27 protein-coding genes are annotated in these 24,492 nt (G+C 72.8%); 11 read left to right on the top strand and 16 right to left on the bottom strand.

Annotation, left to right across the window (positions count from 1 at the left end):
* Positions 1 to 182: 182 nt before the first annotated feature.
* The 3 genes from ABGB16_RS04725 to ABGB16_RS04715 all read right to left on the bottom strand — a co-directional run bounded on the left by ABGB16_RS04725 (position 183) and on the right by ABGB16_RS04715 (position 3,692).
* Positions 183 to 2,531: a sodium-translocating pyrophosphatase gene (locus tag ABGB16_RS04725; protein ID WP_347666707.1), complete on the bottom strand. Its 2,349-nt coding sequence runs from the start codon at positions 2,529 to 2,531 to the stop codon at positions 183 to 185.
* A 370-nt stretch (positions 2,532 to 2,901) separates the two neighbouring features.
* Positions 2,902 to 3,336, bottom strand: coding sequence for an ATP-binding protein (locus ABGB16_RS04720; protein ID WP_145774847.1), 435 nt, complete (start codon positions 3,334 to 3,336; stop codon positions 2,902 to 2,904).
* A complete protein-coding gene (locus tag ABGB16_RS04715; RefSeq protein WP_347666706.1) occupies positions 3,336 to 3,692 on the bottom strand; it encodes an STAS domain-containing protein in 357 nt (118 codons plus the stop codon). Before ABGB16_RS04715 ends, ABGB16_RS04720 begins: the two co-directional genes overlap by 1 nt.
* Before the next feature lie 141 nt (positions 3,693 to 3,833).
* Here ABGB16_RS04715 and ABGB16_RS04710 point away from each other — a divergent pair, with 141 nt between their 5' ends.
* Together ABGB16_RS04710 and ABGB16_RS04705 are read left to right on the top strand one after the other, a co-directional pair.
* Positions 3,834 to 6,422, top strand: coding sequence for a DEAD/DEAH box helicase (locus tag ABGB16_RS04710; protein WP_347666705.1), 2,589 nt, complete (start codon positions 3,834 to 3,836; stop codon positions 6,420 to 6,422).
* 47 nt (positions 6,423 to 6,469) lie between these two features.
* Positions 6,470 to 7,048 carry a hypothetical protein gene (locus ABGB16_RS04705; protein WP_347666704.1) on the top strand — a complete coding sequence of 193 codons (579 nt, stop codon included), beginning with the start codon at positions 6,470 to 6,472 and terminating at the stop codon, positions 7,046 to 7,048.
* 46 nt (positions 7,049 to 7,094) lie between these two features.
* On the opposite strand, the gene ABGB16_RS04700 is transcribed toward ABGB16_RS04705, so the two are convergent.
* Positions 7,095 to 7,703 carry a hypothetical protein gene (locus ABGB16_RS04700; RefSeq protein WP_347666703.1) on the bottom strand — a complete coding sequence of 203 codons (609 nt, stop codon included), beginning with the start codon at positions 7,701 to 7,703 and terminating at the stop codon, positions 7,095 to 7,097.
* A gap of 302 nt (positions 7,704 to 8,005) precedes the next feature.
* Between ABGB16_RS04700 and ABGB16_RS04695 the strand changes: the two genes are divergently transcribed.
* Positions 8,006 to 8,431 (top strand): YbaB/EbfC family nucleoid-associated protein, encoded by a 426-nt coding sequence (locus ABGB16_RS04695; protein ID WP_347666702.1) that lies wholly within the window; start codon positions 8,006 to 8,008, stop codon positions 8,429 to 8,431.
* A 128-nt stretch (positions 8,432 to 8,559) separates the two neighbouring features.
* Here the strand turns inward: ABGB16_RS04695 and ABGB16_RS04690 are convergent, their stop codons facing one another.
* The 10 genes from ABGB16_RS04690 to ABGB16_RS04645 form a co-directional block, all read right to left on the bottom strand.
* Positions 8,560 to 9,291: a hypothetical protein gene (locus ABGB16_RS04690; protein ID WP_347666701.1), complete on the bottom strand. Its 732-nt coding sequence runs from the start codon at positions 9,289 to 9,291 to the stop codon at positions 8,560 to 8,562.
* Between the two features lie 16 nt (positions 9,292 to 9,307).
* On the bottom strand, positions 9,308 to 9,619 hold the full coding sequence (locus ABGB16_RS04685; protein WP_347666700.1) for a hypothetical protein: 312 nt from the start codon (positions 9,617 to 9,619) through the stop codon (positions 9,308 to 9,310).
* Positions 9,620 to 9,779: 160 nt separating this feature from the next.
* The gene (locus ABGB16_RS04680; protein WP_347666699.1) at positions 9,780 to 10,235 is read right to left on the bottom strand and encodes an Rv3654c family TadE-like protein; all 456 of its coding nucleotides are present in this window, start codon (positions 10,233 to 10,235) and stop codon (positions 9,780 to 9,782) included.
* A gap of 77 nt (positions 10,236 to 10,312) precedes the next feature.
* Positions 10,313 to 10,681, bottom strand: a complete 369-nt coding sequence (locus ABGB16_RS04675) for a TadE family type IV pilus minor pilin (protein ID WP_347666698.1) — start codon at positions 10,679 to 10,681, stop codon at positions 10,313 to 10,315.
* The gene (locus ABGB16_RS04670) at positions 10,678 to 10,845 is read right to left on the bottom strand and encodes a DUF4244 domain-containing protein (RefSeq protein WP_013283643.1); all 168 of its coding nucleotides are present in this window, start codon (positions 10,843 to 10,845) and stop codon (positions 10,678 to 10,680) included. Before ABGB16_RS04670 ends, ABGB16_RS04675 begins: the two co-directional genes overlap by 4 nt.
* Before the next feature lie 22 nt (positions 10,846 to 10,867).
* Complete coding sequence (locus ABGB16_RS04665) at positions 10,868 to 11,605, bottom strand: type II secretion system F family protein (protein WP_347666697.1); 738 nt, start codon at positions 11,603 to 11,605, stop codon at positions 10,868 to 10,870.
* Positions 11,605 to 12,537 carry a hypothetical protein gene (locus tag ABGB16_RS04660; RefSeq protein WP_347666696.1) on the bottom strand — a complete coding sequence of 311 codons (933 nt, stop codon included), beginning with the start codon at positions 12,535 to 12,537 and terminating at the stop codon, positions 11,605 to 11,607. The genes ABGB16_RS04665 and ABGB16_RS04660 overlap by 1 nt, the downstream gene beginning before the upstream one ends.
* Before the next feature lie 473 nt (positions 12,538 to 13,010).
* Positions 13,011 to 14,291: a TadA family conjugal transfer-associated ATPase gene (locus ABGB16_RS04655; RefSeq protein WP_347666695.1), complete on the bottom strand. Its 1,281-nt coding sequence runs from the start codon at positions 14,289 to 14,291 to the stop codon at positions 13,011 to 13,013.
* Positions 14,288 to 15,391, bottom strand: coding sequence for a septum site-determining protein Ssd (gene ssd / locus ABGB16_RS04650; protein WP_347666694.1), 1,104 nt, complete (start codon positions 15,389 to 15,391; stop codon positions 14,288 to 14,290). The genes ABGB16_RS04655 and ssd overlap by 4 nt, the downstream gene beginning before the upstream one ends.
* A gap of 267 nt (positions 15,392 to 15,658) precedes the next feature.
* On the bottom strand, positions 15,659 to 16,585 hold the full coding sequence (locus tag ABGB16_RS04645) for an aminoglycoside phosphotransferase family protein (RefSeq protein WP_347666693.1): 927 nt from the start codon (positions 16,583 to 16,585) through the stop codon (positions 15,659 to 15,661).
* A gap of 396 nt (positions 16,586 to 16,981) precedes the next feature.
* Here ABGB16_RS04645 and ABGB16_RS04640 point away from each other — a divergent pair, with 396 nt between their 5' ends.
* The 4 genes from ABGB16_RS04640 (at position 16,982) to ABGB16_RS04625 (ending at position 19,201) form a co-directional block, all read left to right on the top strand.
* Positions 16,982 to 17,182: a hypothetical protein gene (locus ABGB16_RS04640; RefSeq protein ID WP_170286310.1), complete on the top strand. Its 201-nt coding sequence runs from the start codon at positions 16,982 to 16,984 to the stop codon at positions 17,180 to 17,182.
* A gap of 189 nt (positions 17,183 to 17,371) precedes the next feature.
* Positions 17,372 to 17,578, top strand: a complete 207-nt coding sequence (locus ABGB16_RS04635) for a PIN domain-containing protein (protein ID WP_347666692.1) — start codon at positions 17,372 to 17,374, stop codon at positions 17,576 to 17,578.
* 115 nt (positions 17,579 to 17,693) lie between these two features.
* Positions 17,694 to 18,026, top strand: a complete 333-nt coding sequence (locus tag ABGB16_RS04630; protein ID WP_347666691.1) for a hypothetical protein — start codon at positions 17,694 to 17,696, stop codon at positions 18,024 to 18,026.
* 920 nt (positions 18,027 to 18,946) lie between these two features.
* A complete protein-coding gene (locus ABGB16_RS04625; protein ID WP_347666690.1) occupies positions 18,947 to 19,201 on the top strand; it encodes a DUF3883 domain-containing protein in 255 nt (84 codons plus the stop codon).
* A gap of 1,129 nt (positions 19,202 to 20,330) precedes the next feature.
* On the opposite strand, the gene ABGB16_RS04620 is transcribed toward ABGB16_RS04625, so the two are convergent.
* Together ABGB16_RS04620 and ABGB16_RS04615 are read right to left on the bottom strand one after the other, a co-directional pair.
* Entirely contained in the window at positions 20,331 to 20,798 is a 468-nt protein-coding gene (locus ABGB16_RS04620) for an NUDIX hydrolase (RefSeq protein WP_347666689.1), read from the bottom strand.
* Positions 20,799 to 20,822: 24 nt separating this feature from the next.
* Positions 20,823 to 22,046: a helix-turn-helix domain-containing protein gene (locus ABGB16_RS04615; protein WP_347666688.1), complete on the bottom strand. Its 1,224-nt coding sequence runs from the start codon at positions 22,044 to 22,046 to the stop codon at positions 20,823 to 20,825.
* Positions 22,047 to 22,429: 383 nt separating this feature from the next.
* On the opposite strand from ABGB16_RS04615, the gene ABGB16_RS04610 reads away from it, so the two are divergent.
* The 4 genes from ABGB16_RS04610 (at position 22,430) to ABGB16_RS04595 (ending at position 24,403) form a co-directional block, all read left to right on the top strand.
* A complete protein-coding gene (locus ABGB16_RS04610) occupies positions 22,430 to 22,687 on the top strand; it encodes a hypothetical protein (RefSeq protein WP_347666687.1) in 258 nt (85 codons plus the stop codon).
* Positions 22,680 to 22,922: a hypothetical protein gene (locus ABGB16_RS04605; RefSeq protein WP_347666686.1), complete on the top strand. Its 243-nt coding sequence runs from the start codon at positions 22,680 to 22,682 to the stop codon at positions 22,920 to 22,922. The genes ABGB16_RS04610 and ABGB16_RS04605 overlap by 8 nt, the downstream gene beginning before the upstream one ends.
* Complete coding sequence (locus tag ABGB16_RS04600) at positions 22,919 to 23,194, top strand: hypothetical protein (protein ID WP_347666685.1); 276 nt, start codon at positions 22,919 to 22,921, stop codon at positions 23,192 to 23,194. Before ABGB16_RS04605 ends, ABGB16_RS04600 begins: the two co-directional genes overlap by 4 nt.
* Positions 23,195 to 23,590: 396 nt before the next feature.
* Entirely contained in the window at positions 23,591 to 24,403 is an 813-nt protein-coding gene (locus tag ABGB16_RS04595) for an HAD-IB family hydrolase (RefSeq protein WP_347666684.1), read from the top strand.
* Positions 24,404 to 24,492: the final 89 nt, after the last annotated feature.

Raw genomic sequence — 24,492 nt, 5'->3', positions numbered from 1 at the left:
ATGCAGCGTACGGCCTTCGCGCGGATGCGCCACCGGTCGGTTTGCCGGCTCCCGGTCCGCCGGCCACCACGACGGCGGGCCGCCGGCCCATGAGCTGGGGTTCCGCCGGCACCGGCGGGGGCCAGGCGCGCGGCGGGCTCCCGGCCGGCGTCGCGCCGACCGGGAGCCCGCTGTTCCACCACTCAGGCGCTGACCGTCTCCGCCGGCTTGTCGGCGCTGGTGCCGGTGCCGTCGGAGTCGCCCATCGCGACCTCCTTGCGCTTGCTGAACACCACCGCCGCGACGATGACCAGCGCGGCCACCACCGCGATCGTCACCCGCAGGCCGGTGTTCTTGTCGTCGCCCACGCTCCAGGCCACGACGGCCGGCGCGATCAGCAGCGAGACCAGGTTCATCACCTTGATCAGCGGGTTGATCGCCGGGCCGGCGGTGTCCTTGAACGGGTCGCCGACGGTGTCGCCGATGACCGTGGCGGCGTGCGAGTCGGAGCCCTTGCCGCCGTACGCGCCGTCCTCGACGAGCTTCTTGCCGTTGTCCCAGGCGCCACCGGAGTTGGCCAGGAACACCGCCATCAGGGTGCCCGCCCCGATCGCGCCGGCCAGGTACGCCGCCAGCGCGCCCGGACCGAGGCCGAAGCCGACCGCGATCGGGGCGAGGATGGCCAGCAGGCCGGGGGTCATCAGCTCGCGCTGCGCGTCCCGGGTGCAGATGTCGACGACCTTGCCGTACTCGGGGCGCTGGGTGCGGTCCATGATCCCGGGCAGCTCGCGGAACTGCCGGCGGACCTCCATCACGACGGCGCCGGCCGAGCGGGAGACCGCGTTGATGGCCAGGCCGGAGAAGAGGAAGACCACGGCCGCGCCGATGATCAGGCCGACCAGGTTGCGCGGGTTTGCCACGTTGAGCGAGTTGAGGATCTCCCGACCCACGTCGGCGACGCCCGCGTCGGCGTACGCCGCCTGCAGCGTGTCGGTGTACGAGCCGAACAGCGCGGTCGCCGCGAGGACGGCGGTGGCGATGGCGATGCCCTTGGTGATCGCCTTGGTGGTGTTGCCGACCGCGTCCAGCTCGGTGAGCGTCCGGGCGCCGTGCTCGTCGATGTCGCCGGACATCTCGGCCACGCCCTGGGCGTTGTCCGAGATCGGGCCGAAGGTGTCCATGGCGACGATCACGCCGACGGTGGTCAGCAGGCCGGTGCCGGCCAGCGCCACGGCGAACAGCGACAGCGTGATGGAGCTGCCGCCGAGCAGGAAGGCGCCGAAGACGCCCGCGCCGATCAGCAGCGCCGAGTAGACGGCCGACTCCAGGCCGACGCTGATGCCGGCGAGGATGACGGTCGCGGGGCCGGTCTGCGAGCTCTTGCCGATGTCCTGCACCGGGCGCCGGTTGGTCTCGGTGAAGTACCCGGTCAGCGCCTGGATCGCGGCGGCCAGCACGATACCGATGATCACCGCGCCGATGGCCACCACCCGCGGGTTCTCGCTGACGTCGGTCAGCCCGCCCTCCAGCTCGGCGAAGGTCGCCGGCAGGTACGCGTACGTGGCGACGGCCACCAGCACCGCCGAGATGATGGCGGAGGCGTAGAACGCCCGGTTGATGGCGGTCAGGCCGGAGCGGTCCGAGGCGCGCAGCCGGGTGATGAAGACGCCGATGATCGCGATGACCGCACCGATGCCGGAGACGATCAGCGGGAAGACCAGGCCCTCCTCGCCGAACGCGGCCCGGCCGAGGATCAGCGCGGCGACCAGGGTGACCGCGTACGACTCGAAGAGGTCGGCGGCCATGCCGGCGCAGTCGCCGACGTTGTCACCCACGTTGTCGGCGATGGTGGCGGCGTTACGCGGGTCGTCCTCCGGGATGCCCTGCTCGACCTTGCCGACCAGGTCGGCGCCGACGTCGGCGGCCTTGGTGAAGATGCCGCCGCCGACCCGCATGAACATGGCCAGCAGGGCGGCGCCGAAGCCGAAGCCCTCCAGCACGGTCGGGGCGTCGCCCTTGAAGAGCAGGACGACCAGCGCCGCGCCGAACAGGCCGAGACCGACGGTGAGGAAGCCGACCACGCCACCGGTGCGGAAGGCGATCCGCATCGCGGCCTCGCGCCCGCCTTCCCGCTCCCGCGCGGCGGCGGCGACCCGCAGGTTCGCGCGGGTGGCCAGCCACATGCCGGCACCGCCGATGAACGCGCTGAACAGGGCGCCCACCACGAAGAAGGCGGACCGACCGATCTTCACCGCGGTCTCGCTGCCGTCGGTGTCGTGCACCGGCAGCAGGAACAGCAGCACCACGGCGATCACGACGAAGATCGCGAGGGTCCTGAACTGCCGGAGCAGGTAGGCCGAGGCCCCCTCCTGTACCGCTCCGGAGATCTCCTGCATGTTGGTGGTGCCCTTACCGGCTGCCAGCACCGCCTTGGTCAAGGCGGCGGCGAAGACGAGCGCCACCAGCGCGAGGACCGCGGCGATGACGACGTACGTCACGTTGGCTCCGGAAAGGGACAGTGCGCCGCCGTCAGCGGCCAAGGTCCCGGACATCTGTGTCCTCCTGTACCGAACACTCGCGCCGGCCGGTGGAGACGCACCGACCGGCGCCTGGATGCGGACGAGCAAGCGCGCCAACCCACCCCAGCGGACCAGCGATGAACACCCATACCCGCTGGGTGCGGGAAAGGTCACTTGCTGACAACCCGGGTACTGTAGCCCTCGGCAGTGTCAGAGGTCACACGGAGGGGCTGCCGTGTCTTAATGATCTTCGTCGCTGTGTTACGCGAAAGAATCTGATATAAGGGCCCGACCAAGACGAACAGGCCGCGTCCCGAGCGACGGACGCGGCCTGAGTGGCGGATCAGTTGGCTGAGTGGTGGGTCAGTTGGCTGAGTGGTGGGTCAGTTGCCTGAGCGGAGGGTCAGCGGCCCACCGGCCACACCATCCGGACCTCGGTGCCGACGCCCTCGTCGACGGGGCGCACCTGGAGGTCCTCGACGAAGCCGGCGAGCAGGGCGAAGCCGACGCCCGTGGTGAGGTCGTCCTCGTTGAGCGACTCGTTGGCGAGCTGGTCGGCGTCCAGCGCGGCCAGGCCGATGCCGGCCTCGATCGGCGCCCGGTCCACCACCCGCACGGCGTACGCCCCGGTGTCGGACATCTCCACGAGCACCGGATCGGACAGATGGTACTGCCGGTGCAGCGCGACCGCCCGGGTGCACGCCTCGCCGATGGCCAGGCGCACCTCGTCGAGCAGATCCTCGCGTACGCCGGCGCGGCGGGCCACCGCCACGCCGACCAGCCGGGCGGTGCGGACGTGCACCGGGGCGGGCGAGAACGAGAGCTTGACCGTGGCCATCAGGCGCGGGTGCCGGTCGGGTCGGCACCGATCGCCGCGTCGACCGTCGGATACAGGGGAAAGACCTGATCGAGCGCCGTGATCCGGAAGATCTTCAGCAGCGGCTCCTTGGCGCAGACCAGCGCGAACGTGCCGCCGGACGAGCGCAGCCGCTTGAGCGCCCCGACGAGCACGCCGAGGCCGGTCGAGTCGAGGAAGTCGACCCGGCCCAGGTCCACCACGACGTGGCGGGCCCCGCCGTCGATCAGTTCGAGGAGCCGTTCCCGCAGCCGGGGGGCGGTGTAGACGTCCACCTCACCGCCGACCTCGAGCACCGTGTGCTCCCCCACGGTGCGCGTCGCCAGCGACAGCTCCATCGGTCCTCCTCGCAAGAGTCGTAAACTCTCCTGGGCATCTAACCATCCCCGCCGGAACCACCCGTACCGGTCACCCGCGGCGGCTCCCCCTTACCCAGACCCCCCTCCGTCAACTCCGACACCCGTGCGAAAGTGCAGGACGTGACCCCCGCAGCCGCCGTACCCGCAGGCCACGGCCCCGGCCGCGCGCCCGCGGCGGCGCCGGCGGAGCTGCTGCGCCGGCTGCGCACGCGCCACGCCGTCGACCCGGTCACCCACGTCGAGCGGGTGCCCGCCCGGGCCGGCACACCGGCGTCGTGGCCGGAGTGGGTTCCCGAGGAGCTGCGGGCCGCGCTCGGCCGGCGCGGCGTGGTCGCGCCGTGGCGGCACCAGGCCGAGGCCGCCGAGCTGGCGTACGCCGGCCGGCACGTCGTCGTCGCCACCGGGACGGCGTCCGGCAAGTCGCTGGCGTACCAGTTGCCGGCGCTGGCCACCCTGCTCGCCGACCCCCGGGCCACCGTGCTCTACCTGGCGCCGACCAAGGCGCTCGCCGCCGACCAGCTCCGCGCCGTCGCGGGCCTGGAGCTCGACGGGGTACGCCCCGCCTGCCACGACGGCGACACCCCGCGCGCCGAGCGGGACTGGATCCGCCAACACTCCCGGTTCGTGCTGACCAACCCGGACATGCTGCACCACGGCATCCTGCCCGGCCACGCGCACTGGTCCGGCTTCCTGCGCCGGCTGGCGTACGTGATCGTGGACGAGTGCCACACCTACCGCGGGGTGTTCGGCTCCCACGTCGCACACGTGCTGCGCCGGCTGCGCCGCCAGTGCGCGAAGTACGGGCGTACGCCCGGTGGGCCGACGTTCGTGCTGGCCTCCGCCACCTCGGGCGACCCGGCCACGGCGGCCGGGCGGCTCACCGGCCTGCCGGTGACCGCCGTCACCGAGGACGCGTCGCCGCGCGGCGGGGTGACTTTCGCCCTCTGGGAGCCGCCCCTGCTGCCCGCCGAGCCGACCACGTCCGCGGGCCCGTCGTCGGTCCCGCCGCCGTCCTCGGCCCCGTCCGCGGTGTCGTCCTCGACCTCAGCCCCGGCGTCGTCCTCGACCTCAGCCCCGGCGTCGTCCTCGACCTCAGTCCCGGCGTCGTCCTCGGTCTCGGTCCCCGCCTCGCCTTCCGCCCTGCCGCCGGGGGGCGCCGACCTCACCCAGGTCCGCCGGTCGGCGCTGCGCGAGACCGCCGACCTGCTGGCCGACACGGTCGCCGCCGGGGTGCGCACCCTCGCCTTCGTCCGGTCCCGCAAGGGGGCGGAGGTGGTGGCCACCGCCGCCCGACGGGCGCTGGACGAGGCGGTCCCCGGGCTCGGCGGGCGGGTCGCCGCGTACCGGGCCGGCTACCTGCGCGAGGAGCGGCGCGAGTTGGAGCGGGCGCTGCTGCACGGCGACCTGCTCGGGCTCGCCTCCACCAACGCGCTGGAGCTGGGCGTCGACCTCGTCGGGCTGGACGCGGTGCTGATCTGCGGCTGGCCCGGCACCCGCGCCTCGCTGTGGCAGCAGGCCGGCCGGGCCGGGCGCTCCGGCGACGAGGCGCTCGCCGTGCTGGTGGCCCGGGACGACCCCCTGGACACCTACCTCGTGCACCACCCGGAGGCGCTGTTCGGCCGGCCCGTCGAGGCCACCGTGCTCGACCCGGCCAACCCGTACGTGCTCGCCCCGCAGCTCGCCTGCGCCGCCGCCGAGGCCCCGCTCACCCCGCCCGACCTGGAACTCTTCGGGGAGGGCGCGAAGGAGGCGGTCGACGAACTGGTGGCGGCGGGGGCGCTGCGGCAGCGGCCGACCGGCTGGTACTGGCGGCACCGGGAACGCCCCGAGGTCGACCTGCGCGGCGAGGGCGGTGCGCCGGTCTGCGTGGTGGAGGCGTCCACCGGGCGGCTGCTCGGCACCGTCGACGGCGGCTCGGCGCACTTCCTCATCCACCCCGGCGCCGTGTACCTGCACCAGGGCGTCTCGTACGTGGTGGACCAGCTCGACCTGGCGGACGGCTGCGCGCTGGTGCACGCCGAGGAGCCCGACTGGTCCACCCACGCGCGGGACGTCACCTCGCTGTCCGTGGTCTCCGTGCGCTCGTACGTCGACGCCGGGCCGGTCGGGCTGTTCCTCGGCGAGGTCGACGTGACCAGCCAGGTCGTGTCGTACCAGCGGCGACGGATCGCGTCCGGCGAGGTGATCGACACCCGCCCGCTCGACCTGCCGGCGCGGGAGCTGCGCACCGTCGCGGTCTGGTTCACCCTCTCACCGCAGTCGCTGGCCCTCGCCGGCGTGGAGCCCGCCGACGTCCCGGGCGCGCTGCACGCCGCCGAGCACGCCGCGATCGGCCTGCTGCCGCTGATGGCCACCTGCGACCGGTGGGACATCGGCGGACTGTCCACGGCGCTGCACCCGGACACCGAGGCCCCCACGGTCTTCGTCTACGACGGCCACCCGGGCGGGGCGGGGTTCGCGGAGCGGGCGTACCGGACGGCGGCCGAGTGGCTGCGGGCCACCCGGGACGCGATCGCCGAGTGCGGCTGCGAGGCGGGGTGCCCGTCCTGCGTCCAGTCCCCGAAGTGCGGCAACGGCAACAACCCGCTCTCCAAGCCGGACGCGGTCCGGGTGCTGGACGTGGTGCTGGCGAACCTGCCGTCCGACCGGCCACCCCAGCAGCCCGGTCCCGCCGACGCCCCCGACGCGAGGCTGGAAGGCGGGCGCTGAGGGCACGGCTGTGCGAGACTCCGGCGCACACCCGAAGGAGTTCTCCCATGCAGCTCGACCGCCTGCAGCACCTGCAGCAGTTCCACATCCGGCAGCGGATCCGGATGATGGTCAACCAGTACGAGGTCCACGCCGTCGCCCCCGACGGGTCGGAGGGTGAGCTGCTGGCGTTCGCGCAGCAGAAGCGGCTCGCCTTCAAGGAGCAGGTGACCATCTACACCGACGACAGCCGGCAGCAGCCGCTGCTCGGCTTCAAGGCCCGCCAGCGGCTCGACCTCGGCGCCACGTACGACGTCACCGACCACGCGGGCAATGCGATCGGGCTGTTCCGCAAGGACTTCGCCCAGTCGCTGCTCCGCTCCACCTGGCACGTCGAGCAGGCCGGACTGCCCCAGATCACCGGGCAGGAGCGGAGCCTGCCCGTGGCGCTGCTGCGCCGGTTCGTCGACTCGCTGTCCTGGCTGCCGTACCACTTCGACTTCACCGCCGGCGGGCAGCCGGTGTTCTCGGTGGTCAAGAAGTGGGGGCTGCGCGACCGGTACGTCGTCGAGGTGCCGAACCCGCAGATCGACCGGCGACTGGTGATCGCCATGGCGGTCGGCCTGGACGCGCTCCAGAGCCGCTGAGGCGGTCGCCCGCCGGGGCGTCCCCGGCGGGCGTCGCGTCCCCCGGTTACCGGGAGGCCGTCTCCCGCCAACGGCCGGTCTGGGCCGCGACCCGGTCGGCCTCGGCGGCGTCCCGGACCCCGCCCAGCCAGAGCCAGGCCGGGTCGTCCGGCACGGAACCGTCCTCCACGAGGCGCGCGACGGCGGGCAGCCCGGTCGGCTCGGTGAACGAGCGCAGCCGCGCGGCGACGACCCCGCCGCGGCCGGACCTCGCGGGGAAGACCCGGATGTCGGCGACGTCGGACCAGGGCAGCAGCCGGCCCACCTCGTCGGCGTGCTGCAGGGCGATGCCGTGTGGGCACAGCTGGGTGGCGTAACCGGTCGGGCGATGCGCGGCAGGACCGTCGGGGCGCCTCAGCCGCAGCGACCCCTGGGCGAGCCGGCCGCGCAGCATACCGCCGATCACCGCCAGCGCCACAGGCACCGCGCAGATGACGACGAGCCCGACGGTGAGCCACAGCATCTCCGACCCGTCGAGCCGCTTCGAGAAGGCCCACAGGGTGCCCACCCAGAAGGCGGCCACGATGGCCACGGGGATCAGCAGTTTCACCAGCCATCGGCCCAGTCCGGGCTCGTGGTACTCGCGCAGTCTGATCGACCCGTCACACTCGTGCATGTCCCCACCTCCGGTCCGACGACCGACGTTAGCCGATCCGCGCACACCGGCGGGCGCCCGGCGGTGGGGCACGGGCCGGCTTCGGTCGGCGGTGGGGCGGGTGTCGGTCGGCTCCGGCCAGGCGGCGGGGCGGGTGCCGGTCGGCTCGGACCTCCAGGGTCGGGGCGGAAACCGGGCGATCGGCTCCGCGCCCAGCGGTGGAGCGGGTGGTTCCGGCGGTTGAGCCGACCGGTAGATTGGCGCGGAATCGAAGGCAGGCGGTCCGGGCCGACCGTCCGAACCGACGGGGGTACCCCTTGTTCATGGACAACAGCCAGGAGATCGACCGCGCTTTGCGGATCTCCCAGGATCTTCAGCGCAAGGCCGAGGCGTTCCAGTCCCGGCTGGCCGAGGTCACCGGCCACGGGTCCGACGACAGCGGCTTGGTGCAGGTGTCGGTCGGTCTCGGCGGCAGCGTCTCGGACGTGCACGTCGACGCGCGGGCGATGCGGTTCGCCTCGCACGACCTGGCGGACGCGTTCAAGCAGGCGCACGCGGCGGCGACGCAGGACATGCAGGCCCGGATGGCGGACGCCCAGCGCGAGGCGTTCGGCGACGAGCTGCTCAGCGGAATCCTGGACGGTAGCCGCTCGCCGGACGAGGTGTTCGGGGACATGCGGCGGACCGCCGAGGTTGGCCTCGACGCCTCGTTGGACGAGATCGAGCGGCTGCGCCGCCGGCTCAGCTGACCTCGTCGGCCCGTCCCATGCCGCCGGCCCGGTGCGGCTGACTGCCGTCCGGCCTCATTGGGTCGACCTCGACGACGGAACGAGGTCACCGGTCGCCGGGGCCCGGGCGCCCCGGCGACCAGCCCCGGTCACTTCGTGGGCTTGTCCTCCCCGTTGGCCTCGTTGTAGGGCACCGGCTCCTCCTTCTTCGGGGAGATGAACTTGTTCGGCGGGGCCCACTCGATCTTGACCTGCTCCAGCTTCGCGGTCCGGTCGTCGATGTTGAGCAGCGCCGGCCCGCTCAGCGCGCCGACCACGGCGGCGCCCGCGAAGGCACCGAAGGCCGCGCCGACGGCGGTCAGCTTGACCAGCCAGAGGTCGAGCACGGAGACCAGCGTGCCGACGATGGACTCCGCGGAGATCCGCATGGCGGGGCCGGCCGGGGTGAACTGCGCGGCGAGGACCATGATGGCGAGCGCCAGGGTCAGCGCGGCCACCACCGCCGCGTACGCCCAGAACAGGGTGTACGCGCCGGCGACGGCGAACATGCCGCCGCCGATCAGGCCGGCGCTGCTCTGCACGTTCGCCAGTTCCTTGCCGATCTCCTTGAGCTTGTTCTCCAGGGCGTCGAAGTCGTCGGCCGTCCAGCCCTCCTTCGCCTTGTCCATCGCGTCGTCCAGCTTGGCCTGGATCTCCGACAGCTCGGTGCCCACCTCGGTCGACCAGGTGACGCCCGCCTCCCACATGGCGGGCACGTTGGCGACCGCCACGCCGAGCACCAGGGAGAGCCGGAGCCCATTGATCAGGGTCAGGGAGGAGGCCCTCGCCTCGGCGACGGCGAAACTCATGGCGGCGATCGCCGCGGGATTCGGTGCAGTCATCTGTCTTCCCCGTTCGTCACTTGTCGCCGTAGAGGACCTTGTTGTGGTCCTCGGCGTCCTGCCAGGCTGGCGCGATCTTCGTACGCAGCGTCACGGCGATCTCCGACATCGTCTCGGAGTACTTGTCGAGGAACTGCTGGAAGTCGTCGACCATCCCGTTGTAGGCGAACTGAAGGGGCAGTCCCACCAGGCCGAACCCGGGGAAGGCATCGATCCGGGTCGTCTCGATCTTTTGCTTGGCCAGAGTGACCTGACTCTTGACGTCCTTGTCCAGATCGCCGGCCAGTCCGGTTATCGCCTCCGACGTCACATGTCGTTGGATGCCCACGCGCTGTCAAACCTTTCCGTCGATCCGCTGTCCGTGCCGCAGCTGAGCCTATCGACCGGGCTGTTCGGGCAGGGGGCACGTCCTGACTGACCGCTCAGCCCCGCGGTGGACCGGCCCGACCGACCCCTCAGGCCCACGGCGGACCGGCCCGACCGACCCCTCACCCCCGCGGCGGACCGGCCCGCGCGGTGGCGGTGGCGGACCGCCTCAGCCCCGGGAGCGGATCGACTCCCACCTCGACCGTCACCAACACGTCGAGTCCGTCGAGCCGGCAGCTGGTCAGCCGGCCGTGGTTGGCGCGGGCCAGCTCGTCCGCCGCCGCGCAGGCCGGCCCGTCGCCGCCCAGCGCTTGACCCGCCCCGGCGAGGGCGGCGAAGTCGGCACCGACGCGGGCCTGGTGGCGGGCGACCCTGGCGGCCCCGACGGCCGCCCCGAAGGCACCGACCAGCACGAGGACCAGCCCGGCGGCGAGCAGGCAGACCGTCGCCCCGCCCCGGTCACCGCCCGTCGCCGGACGGGCGAACCCTCCCCGGTCACAGCCCGTCGCCGGACGGGCGAACCCTCCCCGGTCTCCGCCCGTCGCCGGACGGGCGAACCCTCCCCGGTCTCCGCCCATCGCCGGACAGGCGGCCCCTCCCCGGCCGCCGCCCGTCGGACGGGCGACCTGTCCCCCCGATAGGACAGGCGCGGCGGTCACGGCTGCGCCGCCGGGGCACCGGGTTCGACTGCGGCGACCGTGGTGGCGGTCACGCTGATCCCGGGCAGCCGGGCGCCGACGGCGCGGACGGGAGCTCGCACCGTGGCGGTGACCCGGTCACCGCCGACCGACACCGTGACGACGGCGTCCGGGGGCGCGATCCGGGACCCCGCCGCCGTACCCGCCTCGCCCCGGGAGGCGGCGAGCGCCGCCTCCCGGGCCGCGTCCAGGCAGGCTGCCTTCGTGGTGAGCGCGTTCACCGCGGTCAGGCCGGCCAGCAGGAGCAGGAGCAACGCCGGCAGGCCGGCCGCCAGCTCGGCGGTGAACGAACCCCGGTCGCGGCCGGCCGGCCGGCGCGAACTCACTTCAACGCCCGGTCGATGACCGCGGTCAACGCCGACTGCACGTTCCCCGACGTCAGCACCTTGAGCAGGATGCCGGCGAACGCGACGGCGGCGAGCGTGCCGACCGCGTACTCGGCCGTGTTCATCCCGGCGTCGCCGCGCAGGCGGGTGAGGAGTTTACGCATCTCGTTCCCTTCTCGATGGTCGTCACAGCACGTCGCCGAGGACGGCGACGATCACCGGCACCAGGCCGGCGAGAATGAAGGCCGGCAGGAAGCAGAGCCCCAGCGGCAGCACGATGAGCACACCCGCGCGGCGGGCGGACGCCTCGGCGGCCGTCGACCGGTCGGCGCGCAGGTCGTCGGCAAGCCTGGTCAGGGCGCCGGCCAGCGCGGCGCCGCTGTTGGCGGAGCGGACGGCGGCCCCGGCCAGCCGGTCGGCACCGGGCACCGGACCCAGGTGTGCCCAGGCCTCCTCCGGGCCACCACCGAGCAGCAGGGTCCGGCCGACCCGACCGAGCCGCTCGGCCAGCGGACCGCCCAGCGCCTCGGCGACCGCCAGCACGGAACGGTCCACCGGCGCTCCGGCCCGCATCGCGGCCGCCAGCAGGTCGGCGGCGAGGGGCAGGTCAGCGGATTCCCGGAGCCGCCGTTCCCGGACGGCTCGGGGCTCGATCCGGCGCAGGCCCCGGTCGGCCACGACCGCGACGACGACGCCACCGAGAGCGCCGAGCCAACTGTCCGCCACCACCAGGACCGCCACCCCGGCCAGCCCGGAGCCGAGCCGTACCCGATCGGGCCACCACGCCGGCCGCGGCCGGCCTGCTGGGCCACCCCGCCGTCGCAGCGCGCGCAGCCGGCGGGTGGGGCCTGACCGCGCGCCGGTCGACACGGCGAGCACCGCCGCGACGACCAGGCAACAGGCCGCCAACACCTGGCGGGACATCAGGGGCTCCCGCCCGGCGTCGCGCCGAGCCGTTCAGCCCAGAACAGCCCGACGATCTGCAGGACGACCGCCGCGACGGCGCAGGCTCCGCCGACGGTGGTGTGCAGCAGCACCGCGACCGGATCGACGCCGACGCCGTACCCGAGACCGATGCCGCCGAGTGGCAGTGCCGCGAGCAGCCACGCGGTGGCCCGGGCGCCGGCCGCCTGCGCGGCTGCCGCGGCCAGTCCCCGGTCGGTGGCCCTGGCGTCGGCCTCGATCCGCTCCACCAGGTCGGCCAGGGGCGCGCCGGTCCGGTCGGCGAGCCGGACGGCCGCCCAGGCCAGCCGCCCGAGCCGATCCACGTCCGCTCCCGTGTCGGCTCCCGTGTCAGGATCGCCGGACGCGGGTGCATCGTCGCCCGCTGCCGGGAGCGGGCCGGTGCCACCGGCCGTAAGGACACCCGCGAGTGGACTGGCGCCACCGGTCGCAAGGGCACCCGCGAGTGGACTGGCGCCACCGGTCGCAAGGGCACCCGCGAGTGGACTGGCGCCACCGGTCGCAAGGGCACCCGCGAGTGGACTGGCGCCACCGGTCGGAAGCGCACCCGTGAGCAGGCCGACGCCGCTGGCCGAAAGGGCTCCCACGTGCCGGCCGGCGCCGCCGTTCGGTTGGGCTCCGGTCCAGGTGCCCGGCTCGGAGCCAACGCCGATCGTGGCCGCGGCGGTCAGCACCGGCACACCGGCGCGCAGGTCCGCGGCGAGGGCGCAGAGCTGGTCCAGGCTGTGCCGCCGGGCGAGCCGGATTCGGCGGTTGCGGTGCCGCCGGACGACCGCCCGGGCAGCCAGCGCGCCGTACGCGCCGACCACCACGGCGGCCACCGGCCCGCCCAGGAGACCGCCGAACCCCGCGCTCGCCACCGCGGCGAGCAACAGCGCGCGCCGCGGCGACACCGCCGACCAGTCCGGCAGGCGGGGCCAGCGCGAGCCGCTTCCGGTGTCGTTCCTCCCGGCCCCCGCACCGCCCTGATAGGAGTCGCCCGGCGCCGCCCCGGGCCGGTCGAGGGCACCGGCGGGACGGCGCGGATCACGGCGGCCGGGTGGACCGGGTTGCCTCCCGAGGCCCGGCGGGCGGTCGTGCGGGCGTTGCCGCGGCCGGCCCCCCGCATGCGGCGGGACGTGGGCGTCCGTTCCGGTACCGGACCGCCGTTCGACTGCGGTCGTTTCCGTCCGGACGGAAGCCGACGGGGCGGCGGAGGATAAGGGCCGCTGATCATCGTCCGCGCCGGGCCTGCCGCCGGCCGACGGCGGCCGAGCCGGCCGCGCCCCGAGAACCGCCCGCCGCCGGGCCCGGCTACGGCGCAGCGGCCATGCCACGGCCGCCGCCGCGGCGACGAGGAACACCGCCACCAGGAGGCCCGTCTGACTCACCGGGCCTCCCCGTGCCGCGGTGCCGGTCGTACGGGACTCTCCCGCCCCGGAGTCGATGCCTCCGGCGCCGCGCGCCGGCCGCCCTCGGGGTACGTCTCGGACAGGACCGGCGGTACGGGAACGTCCCGCTCGCGCAGCAGCTCGCCGAGGGCCCGCGCGGCGGGACCCGGACCCTGACCGCGTACCCAGGCGGGCACAACGGTGACCAGGCGGTCCGGGCCGTACGGGAGCAGCAGGCAGACCGACTCCAGCACCCGCCCACGGGCGCCGCGCCGGACCTGCAGCAGAACCTGGAGCGCGGCGGCGACCTGGGCGTGCAGCGCCGGCCGGGGCAGCCCGCCCAGCATTCCGAGCGCCTCCAGCCGGGCCGGTACATCCGAGGGGGCGTTGGCGTGCAGCGTCCCGGCCCCACCGTCGTGGCCGGTGTTCAGCGCGGCGAGCAGGTCGACCACCTCGGCGCCCCGGCACTCCCCGACCACCAGCCGGTCCGGCCGCATCCGCAGGGCCTGCCGGACCAGGTCGCTGAGCCCGACCGCCCCGGAGCCCTCCACGTTGGAGGTGCGCGCCTGCAGCCCGACCACGTGCGGGTGCATGGGGCGCAGCTCGGCGGCGTCCTCGACCAGGACGATCCGTTCGGTCGCCGGAACCAGCCCCAGCAGCGTGTTGAGCAGCGTCGTCTTGCCCGAGCCGGTGCCGCCCACGACCAGGTACGCGAGCCGGGCGGCCACCACGGCGGCCAGCAGCGGGGCAACCGGCCGCGGCACGGTGCCCTGCCGCACGAGATCGTCGAGCGTGAACGGGCGCTGGCGGAACGTGCGCAGTGACAGGTACGGGCCGTCGGTGGCCACCGGAGGCAGCACCGCGTGCAGCCGGGTCCCGTCGGGCAGCCGGGCGTCCACGTACGGGGAGCCGTCGTCGAGGCGGCGGCCGGCCCCGCCAGCGAGGCGCTGGGCCAGGCGCCGTACGTCGTCGACGGATCCGACCGGCACCGCGACCTGGTGCAGGCCCTGCCCCCGGTCCACCCACACCCGGGTGCCGTTCACCAGAACGTCGGTCACCTCCGGATCTGCGAGCAGAGGGGCCAGCGGGCCCGCGCCGACCAGGTCGTCGTGCACCCGGCCGGCGATCCGCAGCAGGGCGGTGTCCCCGAGGACGGCCGCGGTGGGCTCGGCGCGTACGGCGGAGACCACGGCGGCCGGGGTGACGGGGGTGGCCGCGGCGGCGAAACGCTGGCGTACCCGGCTGGACAGGTGCCCGGCGTCGGCGGGGCCGGTCATGCGGCACCCGGCACGGGCAGGCCGGTCAGCTCGCCGACGATCCGTTGGCAGAGGGCGGCCAGCGGGCCGCGCCCGTCGGCGGTCGGCGCCTCGCCGCGTTCGAGCCCCCGGCACAGCCCCGGCTCGGGGCGGAGGGTGCCGGCCAGCGGCAGGCCCAGGGCGCGGGCCACCTCGACGGCCTTGAGGCGGCCCGGGGCCGGACCCCGCACGATCACGGAGAGCTGCGCGCAGTGCGGTGCCGCCGCGGCGACCACCCGGGCAGCCGCAGCGGCGGCCCGCAGCTCGGCCGGCACCACGACGTACGCCTGGTCGGCGGCCTGCAACGCGAGGACGGCGGGGTCGTCGAGCTGCCGGGGCACGTCGACCACCACGAAGTCCCGCCCCCGCCGGGCCGCCTCCAGGGTGGCCGCCATCGCCGGGGCGGGCAGGGTGAGCAGGTCGCCCCGGTCCCAGGAGAGGACCACCAGGTCACCTCGGCTGGGCAAAGCTCTGACCAGCGCCGGCGGGTCGACCCGTCCGTCGGCGTCGGTCAAGGCCGGCCAACGCAGGCCCTCCAACTGCTCCCACCCGAGCACCAGGTCCAGTCCGCCGCCGAGCGGGTCGGCGTCGACGAGGAGGGTCCGCAGCCGGGCCCGGGCGGCGGTCACCGCCAGCCCGCCGGCGAACACGCTCGCTCCCGCGCCGCCCCTGCCGCCCAGCACCGCGACCACCCGCGCCGTCACGTCCCCGGCCCCGCCAGGAGCGCACTCGGCGAACCGGTCCACCAGCCACGGCTCGGCGGCGGGCAGGGTGGCGACGTGCTCCGCCCCGATCAGCTCGGCGATCTCCCAGCCGGGATCGAGCTGCCCGGTGCGGCCGACCAGGACCATCCGCGGCCGGCGGGGCAGCCGCGCCCGTAGGCACGCCTGCGCCTGGTCGCTGCCGAGCAGCACCAGCGGCGCCGGGGTCCAGCGGGACCGGGCAGCCGCCGGGTCCCGCGCCAGCTCCACCTCGGTGCCGCCTGCGGCGGCGAGCCGGAGCAGGTCGTCGAGCAGTTCGTCGTCCGAGGTCACCAGCAGGGGTAGCCGCCGGTGCGGTGGGACGGAGGTACGGGGTGGCATCGCGGCCTCCAGCAGTCGGGCTCGGGGTGCTGCCGGAGAGCGTGGTCTCATCCGCCCGTCGTTCGCCGCCCGTTCACGCCCGCCTGTGGACAACGGGAGGCCCTGTGGACAACGCCCGAAACCGCTGTCGATCTGCTATGTGCGGCTAGGTACGAAGCGCCGCGAACTCCGCCTGTTCGGCCCGCGAACCCGCTGCTCTGACCGTCACGTGCGAGCGCCTGACCGTCACGTGCGAGCGCCCGACCAGCACGTACGAACGCCTGACCGTCAGGTGCGAGCGGCGAGGAAGGCGTCGAGAGCGTCGACCGAGTGACGCCATCCGGCGGGGCGGTCCTGCGCGACCCACAGCCGCTCCTCCAGCGCATGCAACACCTCGTACGCGTCCAGGCGCCGGTGGGCGTCGGTGCCGTCGACGCCGTACGCCTCAATGAGGGCGGCGGTGTCGGCCGGCCGGTGGTGGCGGATGTGCAGCCGGGTCTTGGCCAGGTCGTTGAGCGGGTCGTCCCAGCTGGCACGTTCGAGGTCCACGCCGGACAGCCGGGGGTCCGGCGTGGCGGAGATCAGCAGGTTGCCGTCGTTGACGTCGTTGTGGCACAGCACGGGGCCCGGGCAGAGGGCCAGCGCCGCCTGGCAGCCGGCCACGAAACGCCGGATCCGTCCGGTCAGCCCCGATGGGCCGCCCGTCCGCACGTACCGGTCAAGCAGTTCGTCGCTGCGCGCCGCCGCCCTCGCCCACGCGGACGGCCAGCGGGTCCCGCCGTCGACCAGGTCGCCGTACCACCGGCCGCGCACCGCGTGCAGGCCCTGCAGCGCACGGCCGACCTCGCGGGTGAGCCGGGTCGTCCCCGCCGCGTCCATGCTCGCGCGCCGATCCGCCCACCGCGTCCCGTCGAGGCGCGTCATCACGAGGAAGCTGACGCCCGGAAAGCGGTCCACGTCCCCGTAGGTGACAGGGCGCGGGACCCGCGGGCCGGGCACATCCGCGAGGAGGCGCTGCGCGAGCACCTCGGTGTCGCGCCGATCCGGCCCGGCGACCGGGTAGATCTTCAACACCAATGGGGACCCCGACGCGTCCCGTACGCCGACGGCGTGTCCGACGGCGCCCTGCACCGGAGGCGTCCACCCGTCCGCCTCCAGGCCCGGCACGTCGCGTCCGGCCAGGGCCAGAACCTCGGCAAGCACGACGGCGTCCACGTGCACCTCCCCATTGCCGACGTTCGACGGTGTCCTGTGCCCCACTGTGTGCCCACTGACGCTACGGCGCCACGACGAGTGGAGCGTGACGGGCTCTTACGGGTAGGGGTGGTGCGGTGGGCTGCTCGGCGGAAATAAGGACGACCCCCGTCGGGGGGAAAGTGACCTGACGTAGCGGCGAGTGTGATCAAGTGCCGTACCGCGTGGTCAGGTGCATGGGTCGTGCTGTCGAGCATGATCGAGTGGGACCACGCGGTACGGCGTTCGCTGACGATTCGCTGACTCCCGTCCAACGGGCTGCGCGCGCCGGAAACGGCCGGAGGCGCTCACGACGTGCGCCGTCATGACGCCGGAGGTGCGACAATAAACGATGATTCGAGACGCAGGAGGTGAGCTGTGACGTCGAGTAGCGCTGAGCAGATGCCCGAGTGGCCGACCGCTGAGCACGTACCGGCTGAGGAGCTGGCGCGTCGTCAGGGCATCCGGCCAGTCACCTCCGTCGACGACCTGGCCCGGCCGGACCTGTTCGAGTCGGACGAGGAATTGGATGACTTCCTCGCCGACCTTTACGCCTCCCGGCGGGCTGGCGCCGCGTGAGCCTGGTCGTCCTGGACACCGACGTAGCGTCGGCGATCCTCCGGGGGCGGCTGCATGACCGTCTCCGTGCCCGTCTGGCCGGTAAGACCCTCTGCATCACCTTCGTGACGCTCGGGGAGCTGACCAAGTGGACCGCGCTGCGGAGCTGGGGGCCACGCAAGCTGGCTGATCTCGCCCAGTGGCGGTCCGGTGTTGCTGCCCTTCGACGAGGCGGTGGCGACAACCTGGGGGCAACTCCAGGCACGGGCGCAGAATCGCGGGCGGCCCCGGCCGACGAATGACTCCTGGATTGCGGCGTGCTGCCTGGTCGACCGGCTACCGCTGGCGACGTTCAACGGCAAGGACTACGCCGACTTCGCCGAGTACGACGGCCTTCGCCTCTTCGACGTCTCCTAGCTTCCGGCAACCCTGGTCGCGGCTGTCCGGCGTCGTACGGCTTTCCGCCCCCGGCCCTCTGGCCGGGGGCGGCGTCGCGTGGCGCCGGCATTACGCGGCCTGGTCTCCGTACCCGGTGGCAAGCCGCGAAGCGGCGCGGCAGCCGATCGCCCCAACCTCGGCGGCGGCCAACCGCCCTCGCGATCGTCACGGCGTGCTGATCGGGCACAAGTCCCGACAGCACCGACACCGGATCTTCGGTACCGTCCGCCAGGTGAACCCTGCTTCGAGGCGCGCATCCAAGAATCGCACGCTCGGAAACGTGGTCCTTGTCGCCGGCCTCCTGGTCTCGGCCATCACCCTGTCGACCAACACCGGGGTCACAGAGCCGCACATCCTCGCGGGCTTCCTCGTCGCCACAGGGCTCGGGCTACGCATCGAGGCCGCGATCATCGAATCTCGGGCGTGACGATCCGAGCCGGCAAGTTGCCCGCCGCACCGGCCGATGCCGGCCGGAGGCCGCCAGCAGGCCGAGCGCGGCGGGCGGGCCGCGCTTGCGCGGCCCCTTGATTGAAAAGAGAGCATTTCGGCAGTGCGACTGCCTCATGCCTGCTCGGTGCGCTGCGAGGGCGGTGACATGCTTCCAAGCTCTGTGCGGATCGTCCGGCGTCGGCTGTCCGCGATCGCGACCTCGGGCGACTGTCCGCACGCTTACGTCGACGGGCGCCCTCGTCCATCCCGGTTGCTGTCGACAGTTCCACCTACACCGTCCGATGTCAGGTGCCGCCGCCTGAAGCCGTCCGTCGCCCGTCTGTGCCAGAGTGACCAACGTGCGAATGACCGACGAACGCGGCCGGGTGCTCGACGCTGAATACTCCGTGGAGCCCGACGGCGACCACGTCGCTCGAAAGCATGAGCGGCCGGGCCGACGGCAGACCGCCCCGCAACACGGACTACCGACCGGCACTGGAGTTGATCCTGAGGCGTCTCAAGGAACGCCGCGCTGTCATCGAAGCAGCGGTGGTCGATTCGCGGCGAACGCAGCCACTCCCTGAGTCGAGGCGTAACCTGATCCGGGAGCCCGTCCGTCTGGTTGAGGTTTCGAACCTTCATTCGTTGCGACGGCGGCTGACGAACACTCAGACGACGATCGGCCAGGCACCCGACGCCCGACGCCCCGGCAACAGCACCAAGCGGATACGGCTACGTCTCAGTGTCCCAGGCTACGACGCTTCCGACGCCGGCCGCCTAGCGGCCGATCTCGCAGCAGGACCATCGTCCGTGACAGACGGCGAACCCGACAGTCTCCCGCTCCCGGTACGTCAACCAACTCCCGGCGATGAGGTCGCACGTCCCAGCAGGAGCGGTCGATCCGGCGGATCCGGGTATATGACAGACCAAGTACTCAAGGTCGCGCTTGAGCAGCACGCCGTGCGGACCGTCATGGACCACTATCGCGTTGTCGAGGGATACGAGGTTGAGGACGTCGGCAACCGGGAGAGCTACGACGTCCGGGCAAGACGCGGGACCGAGGAACTGCACATCGAGGTCAAGGGCTCGTCAGGCCTAGCGGACAAGGTCGAGCTGACCTCCAACGAGGTCACCCACGCGCGGCATCGACACTCACCTCGTCATCGTGGATGAGATCCAGTGGCGCAGGCTCCCCGACGGAACCGTTGAGACCAGCGGAGGACGAGCCCGCCGCTGGACCGCGTGGGCCCCCGCGGAGGAGCACTTGACGCCCGCCCGCTACTGGTACCGTCCACCCGCCCACACCGACCAACTACCGCGCCCACACGAGATCACGGCCTGAACGTCTCAACTTCCCTACGGCCCCTGCCCGGCGACGACTACCGAGGGGTATTCAACACGGACATCAACCTAGAGGTCTATTACTGGACTGCGACCTTGCAGCGCAGGGTCGATATGTTTGTGCAGTCTGAGGCTGCAGCCGCGACGGTTGAAGAGAAGAGCAACCTCAAATACCACCTATCGATGCTCGTTGCCGAGAGGTTAGCCGGCGGACCTGTCAAACGGCCGCAACAGTTGACACCTCTCGCTCTCCGCCAGGCGACCATCAGTGATGAGGAGCTAGCCGCTCTTTTTGAAGAACTTAAGCGTTGGGCGAGCGCATACCTGTCAAGAGAGAACGTGATTCTCGAGAGAGCTGCAAAGGCCCAGCGTTTTAGTGAGTACCTCCTTAGCTGTGCTGCCCAAGCAAGGGCATCGACCAGCACTTGATGCGATTGCGTTCTGATCGGGGTTCGCATCACAACGCTGACTGGATGTGCCATCCCGTGCCGTCGACCCGCCCTCCTGGGGATCGGGTCGCCGCCCGGCCCGCCACGTCAAGCGGACCTTGACGTGGCGGGCCGGGTGGTGGTCTGCTCGGCTTGCCCGGGTCGACGGTGGGCGGGATGCTTCTTCTGCAACGACCCCACGGACCGCGACGCGCCGACGGTGCCCCGGCCATCCTGGAGCCGGAGCGCCCCCGCCGCAGGCGCAGTAGCCGCAACCCCGCCACCGCCGCCAGCTCGCCGACGCGGCTGGCGTGCGCTCCCCTACGCCGGCCGCGTCGGCTGCCGACTTGCCACCAACCCGGTCAACGTCCTGTCGTTCTGCGGCGGCCCTCCGGGCTTCCCGCTGTCCGCGCCAGCCGCCGGGCATCCGGCATGACGGCCGCAGAGCGACAGCGGCAGCGGCCGACACGCGCCCAGGCGGCGGCGCGTACGGCCCGCCCAGGGCCGCCTTGAACGTGTGTCGAAAGTATGAGCTATACGGCGTTGCCGTGCTCGGCGTAGGCGGGCGTGCCGGTGCTGCGTGCCATGATCGCGGTGCGGAGTCGACGAGCGAGCCGGGGTGGCCCGTGGTGCTCCAAGGCATCGGCGGGCACGTAGCGCCATTCGGTGAGTTCCCCGTCCACGAAGCGGATCGCACGTTCCTGCTCTGTGGTGAGAGTTCCAGCGTCGAAGACGAAGAGGAGCTTGTCGCCCTCGTGTTCGGCGGGCGCCCAGTCGACGACCAGCATCGGGCCGAGCTCGGTGGTTAGGCCAAGCTCCTCTTCGATCTCACGCAAGCATGCCGCGCGGGGCGACTCGCCTGGCTCGACGTAGCCGCCGGGGATGTCCCAGTGCTTCTTGTAGCTGGGCCGCACGAGGAGCACCCGCCCCGCGTCATCGAAGAAGAGAGCGCCGGCGGCGACGCGTGGGGTTGCCATCGGTGGCATCTCGTTGGCCGTCACCAGGGCAGCCTAGATGGGCTGGGATCAGTCGAGCACCTTGAGCCTGCGGGCCAGGCCGACGAGTTCGGCCGACGGCTTGCGGCGGTGACGGCGTATCCAGGTCAGGGCGAGTTGGCGGCTGAGGAAGTGGTGGCGGACCTGCTCGGGTGCCATCTGTTCGGCGTCGAGCAGGGTCGCCTGGGCGTCGTCGACCCGGTTCCACGAGCTGTAGGCGCGGGCGACTTCGAGGGCGTGCCGTACGCGGCGTTCCATCGGTAGGCCGGCGGCGTCGACGCGCGGTCCGAGATCGACGGCGACCTGGAGGTCGCCCAGCTCGGCGGCGGTGGCGACGCGATGAATGGCGACGTTGGTCGGCCCGAACGCGGTCCAGAGATGGTTGGCGTCGGCTCCGAGCCGGCCGGCGGCCTGGTCGGCAGCGGCGAGGAAGGCGCGGGTGGTGGCGGCGTCGTTGGAGCGGGCGGCGGCCATCGAGCCGGACAGGAACAGGGTTCCGTAGACGGAGAGCATCGCGGGCGTGGCGTGCTTCAGGTGGGGCTCAAGGTAGCCGGCGGCGTCCTCGGTGAGGCGTACCGCGTCGGCGTAGCGGCCGGCGGCGTGCAGGGCGTGGCCGACCGAGCGGAACAGGGAACCGATGATGAGCGGGTCGCCGGTGGGCCGGACGGCGGCCAGGCCGCGGTCGGCGGCGATCCACGCGAGGTCGGCTTGCCCAAGCTTGGTGAGCTGGGTCGCCGCGAGCTGGTACGCCAGGCCAAGCAGCCGGCGGGCCTGGTCCTGGTCCTCACCGTCGTGGTGGTCGACGGCGGCCTGGGCGCGGTGCAGCAGGTCGGGCAGTCGACCGGTGACGTATCCGAATCGGGAGTCCTGGTAGGCGTCCCAAAGCGCGCTCACCTCCTTCCTGAGCACGGCGACCGTCGGCGGCTGCGCGTTGGTGGTGCCGCCGAACGGGGCAATAGCCCGGTAGTTCATGAGGGCGGCACGCAGCGCGGGAACTGTCTGGGTGCCGCTGTCGCCGGTCCAGTCAAGCAGCGAGGGTTCGCCGAGCAGGTCGCCGAGCGGCACGTCCAGAACTTCGGCGAGGGACTTGATAACGGACAGCCGGTCCAGCTCGATTCGGTTGTTTTCGACTTTGCCCAGCCAGTCGGCGGTGCGGCCGATGAGCCCAGCCAGGACTTCCTGGGACAGGCCGCGCCGTCTGCGATACCAGCAGACGCGCTCGCCGATGGTCAGGGTGTTGGTGGTCCCGCGCATCGGTTCACTGTCTCCCCTCGGTCGGCTGCGACCCCGGAAGGATTTTCCGGGTCACTGGGCGGTTTGTGCCACAACCTGTGTCCATGACGGAGCTCAACGTATCGACCAGCTGCCAATCCTGCTCGGGCGCGGGCTGGAAATACACCCTTGCGCGGACCGCCATCCGGGCGGCGGGGCGGGGGTCGGAGCGGACTCGTTCCCTGGCTCGGCGGTCGTGCCTGGACTGCGCGGGCTCCGGTCGCTCGGCGACCTGCTGAGGCTGGCCCGGGGTGGGTGCTGGCGTGGGGCCGCGACCCGAACGACGGCCCGTGAATGGCCCGCCCACCCCGGCGCCTCGCAAACCGGGACCCCGCCGGCCTGGCGTTCCCGAGCCTGGCGACCTGGTGCTGATCGACGGCCGGGCGTCGGTGCAGTTCGGCGGTGACCGAGCCCTGTGGCTGCGGGTGACCTCAGTCTGCGACAAGCCGACGTACCACGGCTGGGTGTGGCTCACCGGCTATTGCATCGAGCCCGGCACCGGCAAGGCGTTGGCCCGGCGGGAGATCTTCGTGCAGATCACCGGCCTCCAGATCCAACAACGCAAGACCGACAGCGCGCCGTCTCGCAACGTGGCGCCGGTGACGAGGAGACGCGGTGTTTGACGTTCGGGTACGGCTCGGCGCGGTGCTGCGGATCGACGCAGCCGACCGTTACCGGCCCTCTGACGGGCCTGTGGCGTTGTGGGTGACCGGGGTCCGGATGGTGCTCAACAGGCCGGAGCGCGAGCAGTGGGTCTGGGTGGAGGGGAACAAGCTGAGTCCGGACGGCTGCCGGGGACCACAGACGCAGATCCTGGTACGCGCGACCCTGCTGTCTTCGCTGGGACCAGCCCGGTGACCGTCTACCTGTCCGTCGCCGCGCGCGACCAGCTCTGCGCGGCGCAAGCGCAGCTCGACCAGCACACGCCGTCGAGCGCGGACGGGCGCTGCACCAAGTGCGGTGTGCCTGGCCCGTGTCCGCAGCGGCGGGCGGCCCTGCGGGTGTTCGGCCGGTACGGCTGTCTGCCGCGCCGATGGCCGGGCGCGACTCGGCCGGAGCTGGTACGCGTTCCTTCGTACTGGTCGGGGTGGCTGGCCGCAGCGGTGGAGCGCGCGGCCGGGTGCGGCTGACGTTCGCTGACGATCCGCTGACTTTCGGCCCGGCGTCCCGCCCGGCCGACCCGGGTCAGGTGCCTTCACCTGGGCCGGACGGCGCCCGGAAAAAGGACGACCCCCGTCGGGGGGAGACGGGGGTCGTCGGGTGGTTCGGCTCCGGGGGGGTTGAGCCGAACCCACTCAGCGGTCACGGGGGGTGCAACCGCCGAGGGCCTGCACATGAATACTCGTCGTAAGCCAAGCATGCCTGAGCGGACCGCTATACGTCGAGTACCGCAGCCCCCACTCCCCGCGAAATCGCGTTCGGAGAGTGTGACCACCGTCACTCAGGGCAGGGGTGGTAGGGGGTACTCCGCACTCCGTACCCCAGGCACCCGCCGACGATAGACCATCGAGCTAGACTTTCGCGCCGTGGGCCGAAGTGCCGCTTTCTTCGATCTGGACAAGACCGTCATCGCCAAGTCCAGCGCCTTGGCGTTCGGGCGGCCGTTCTACCGGGATGGGCTGATCACCCGGCGGGACGTGGTGAAGTCCGCGTACGCGCAGCTGATGTTCCGGCTGGGCGGCACGGACGAGCAGACCATGGCCAAGACCAGGGACTATCTCGCCACGCTCTGCAAGGGCTGGAAGGTGGAGCAGGTCCGCCAGATCGTCTCGGAGACGCTGCACGAGCTGATCAACCCCTACGTGTACGCCGAGGCGGCCGCCCTGATCGAGGAGCACCAGGCCGCCGGCCGGGACGTCGTGCTGGTCTCCGCCTCCGGCGAGGAGATGGTCCGGCCGATCGGCGAGCTGCTCGGGGTGACCGACGTGATCGCCACCCGGATGGCGGTGGAGGACGGCCGCTACAGCGGTCGGGTGGAGTTCTACGCCGCCGGCCCGAGCAAGGTCGAGGCGGTCAGCGAGCTGGCCAAGCTCCGCGACTACGACCTCGCCGACTCGTACGCGTACTCGGACTCGGTCAGCGACCGGCCCCTGCTGGAGTGCGTGGGCCATCCGACCGTCGTCAACCCGGACCGGGCGCTGCGCAAGCTGGCGAGCGAGAACTCGTGGCCGGTCCTGGAGTTCCGGCACCCGATCCCGCTGGGCCGCCGGCTGCGGGAGCGTCCCGCCGTCCCGGTCGCCGCCGCGGCCCTGGGCGTGGGCGTGGGGGTGGCCATCGGCATCGCCTGGTACGGCCGGCACCGTCGCACCCGCAGCCGCGCCAACACCGCCTCCTCCTGATCACCGACCTCGGGGACGCCCCGCGGCGGGCAGGCTGATCCGCCGCGGCAGGCCGGGGGCAGCCGCTCAACCCGATCAGGCAGGGGCAG

The sequence above is a fragment of the Micromonospora sp. B11E3 genome (assembly GCF_039871625.1).
Classification (GTDB): Bacteria; Actinomycetota; Actinomycetes; order Mycobacteriales; family Micromonosporaceae; genus Micromonospora.
Note: the sequence above shows the minus strand (reverse complement) of the source record. Positions and strands in the feature narration are given on the sequence as shown.

What these genes read in the sequence shown, in the direction of transcription:
- ABGB16_RS04690 (WP_347666701.1), bottom strand. Translation starts at nt 9,291, where the DNA reads ATGACTGCACCGAATCCCGCGGCGATCGCCGCCATGAGTTTCGCCGTC.
- ABGB16_RS04715 (WP_347666706.1), bottom strand. Translation starts at nt 3,692, where the DNA reads ATGGAGCTGTCGCTGGCGACGCGCACCGTGGGGGAGCACACGGTGCTC.
- ABGB16_RS04615 (WP_347666688.1), bottom strand. Translation starts at nt 22,046, where the DNA reads ATGCGCGGGACCACCAACACCCTGACCATCGGCGAGCGCGTCTGCTGG.
- ABGB16_RS04700 (WP_347666703.1), bottom strand. Translation starts at nt 7,703, where the DNA reads ATGCACGAGTGTGACGGGTCGATCAGACTGCGCGAGTACCACGAGCCC.
- ABGB16_RS04720 (WP_145774847.1), bottom strand. Translation starts at nt 3,336, where the DNA reads ATGGCCACGGTCAAGCTCTCGTTCTCGCCCGCCCCGGTGCACGTCCGC.
- ABGB16_RS04665 (WP_347666697.1), bottom strand. Translation starts at nt 11,605, where the DNA reads ATGTCCCGCCAGGTGTTGGCGGCCTGTTGCCTGGTCGTCGCGGCGGTG.
- ABGB16_RS04655 (WP_347666695.1), bottom strand. Translation starts at nt 14,291, where the DNA reads ATGACCGGCCCCGCCGACGCCGGGCACCTGTCCAGCCGGGTACGCCAG.
- ABGB16_RS04680 (WP_347666699.1), bottom strand. Translation starts at nt 10,235, where the DNA reads ATGGGCGGAGACCGGGGAGGGTTCGCCCGTCCGGCGACGGGCGGAGAC.
- ABGB16_RS04695 (WP_347666702.1), top strand. Translation starts at nt 8,006, where the DNA reads ATGGACAACAGCCAGGAGATCGACCGCGCTTTGCGGATCTCCCAGGAT.
- ssd (WP_347666694.1), bottom strand. Translation starts at nt 15,391, where the DNA reads ATGCCACCCCGTACCTCCGTCCCACCGCACCGGCGGCTACCCCTGCTG.
- ABGB16_RS04705 (WP_347666704.1), top strand. Translation starts at nt 6,470, where the DNA reads ATGCAGCTCGACCGCCTGCAGCACCTGCAGCAGTTCCACATCCGGCAG.
- ABGB16_RS04670 (WP_013283643.1), bottom strand. Translation starts at nt 10,845, where the DNA reads ATGCGTAAACTCCTCACCCGCCTGCGCGGCGACGCCGGGATGAACACG.
- ABGB16_RS04625 (WP_347666690.1), top strand. Translation starts at nt 18,947, where the DNA reads ATGACAGACCAAGTACTCAAGGTCGCGCTTGAGCAGCACGCCGTGCGG.
- ABGB16_RS04725 (WP_347666707.1), bottom strand. Translation starts at nt 2,531, where the DNA reads ATGTCCGGGACCTTGGCCGCTGACGGCGGCGCACTGTCCCTTTCCGGA.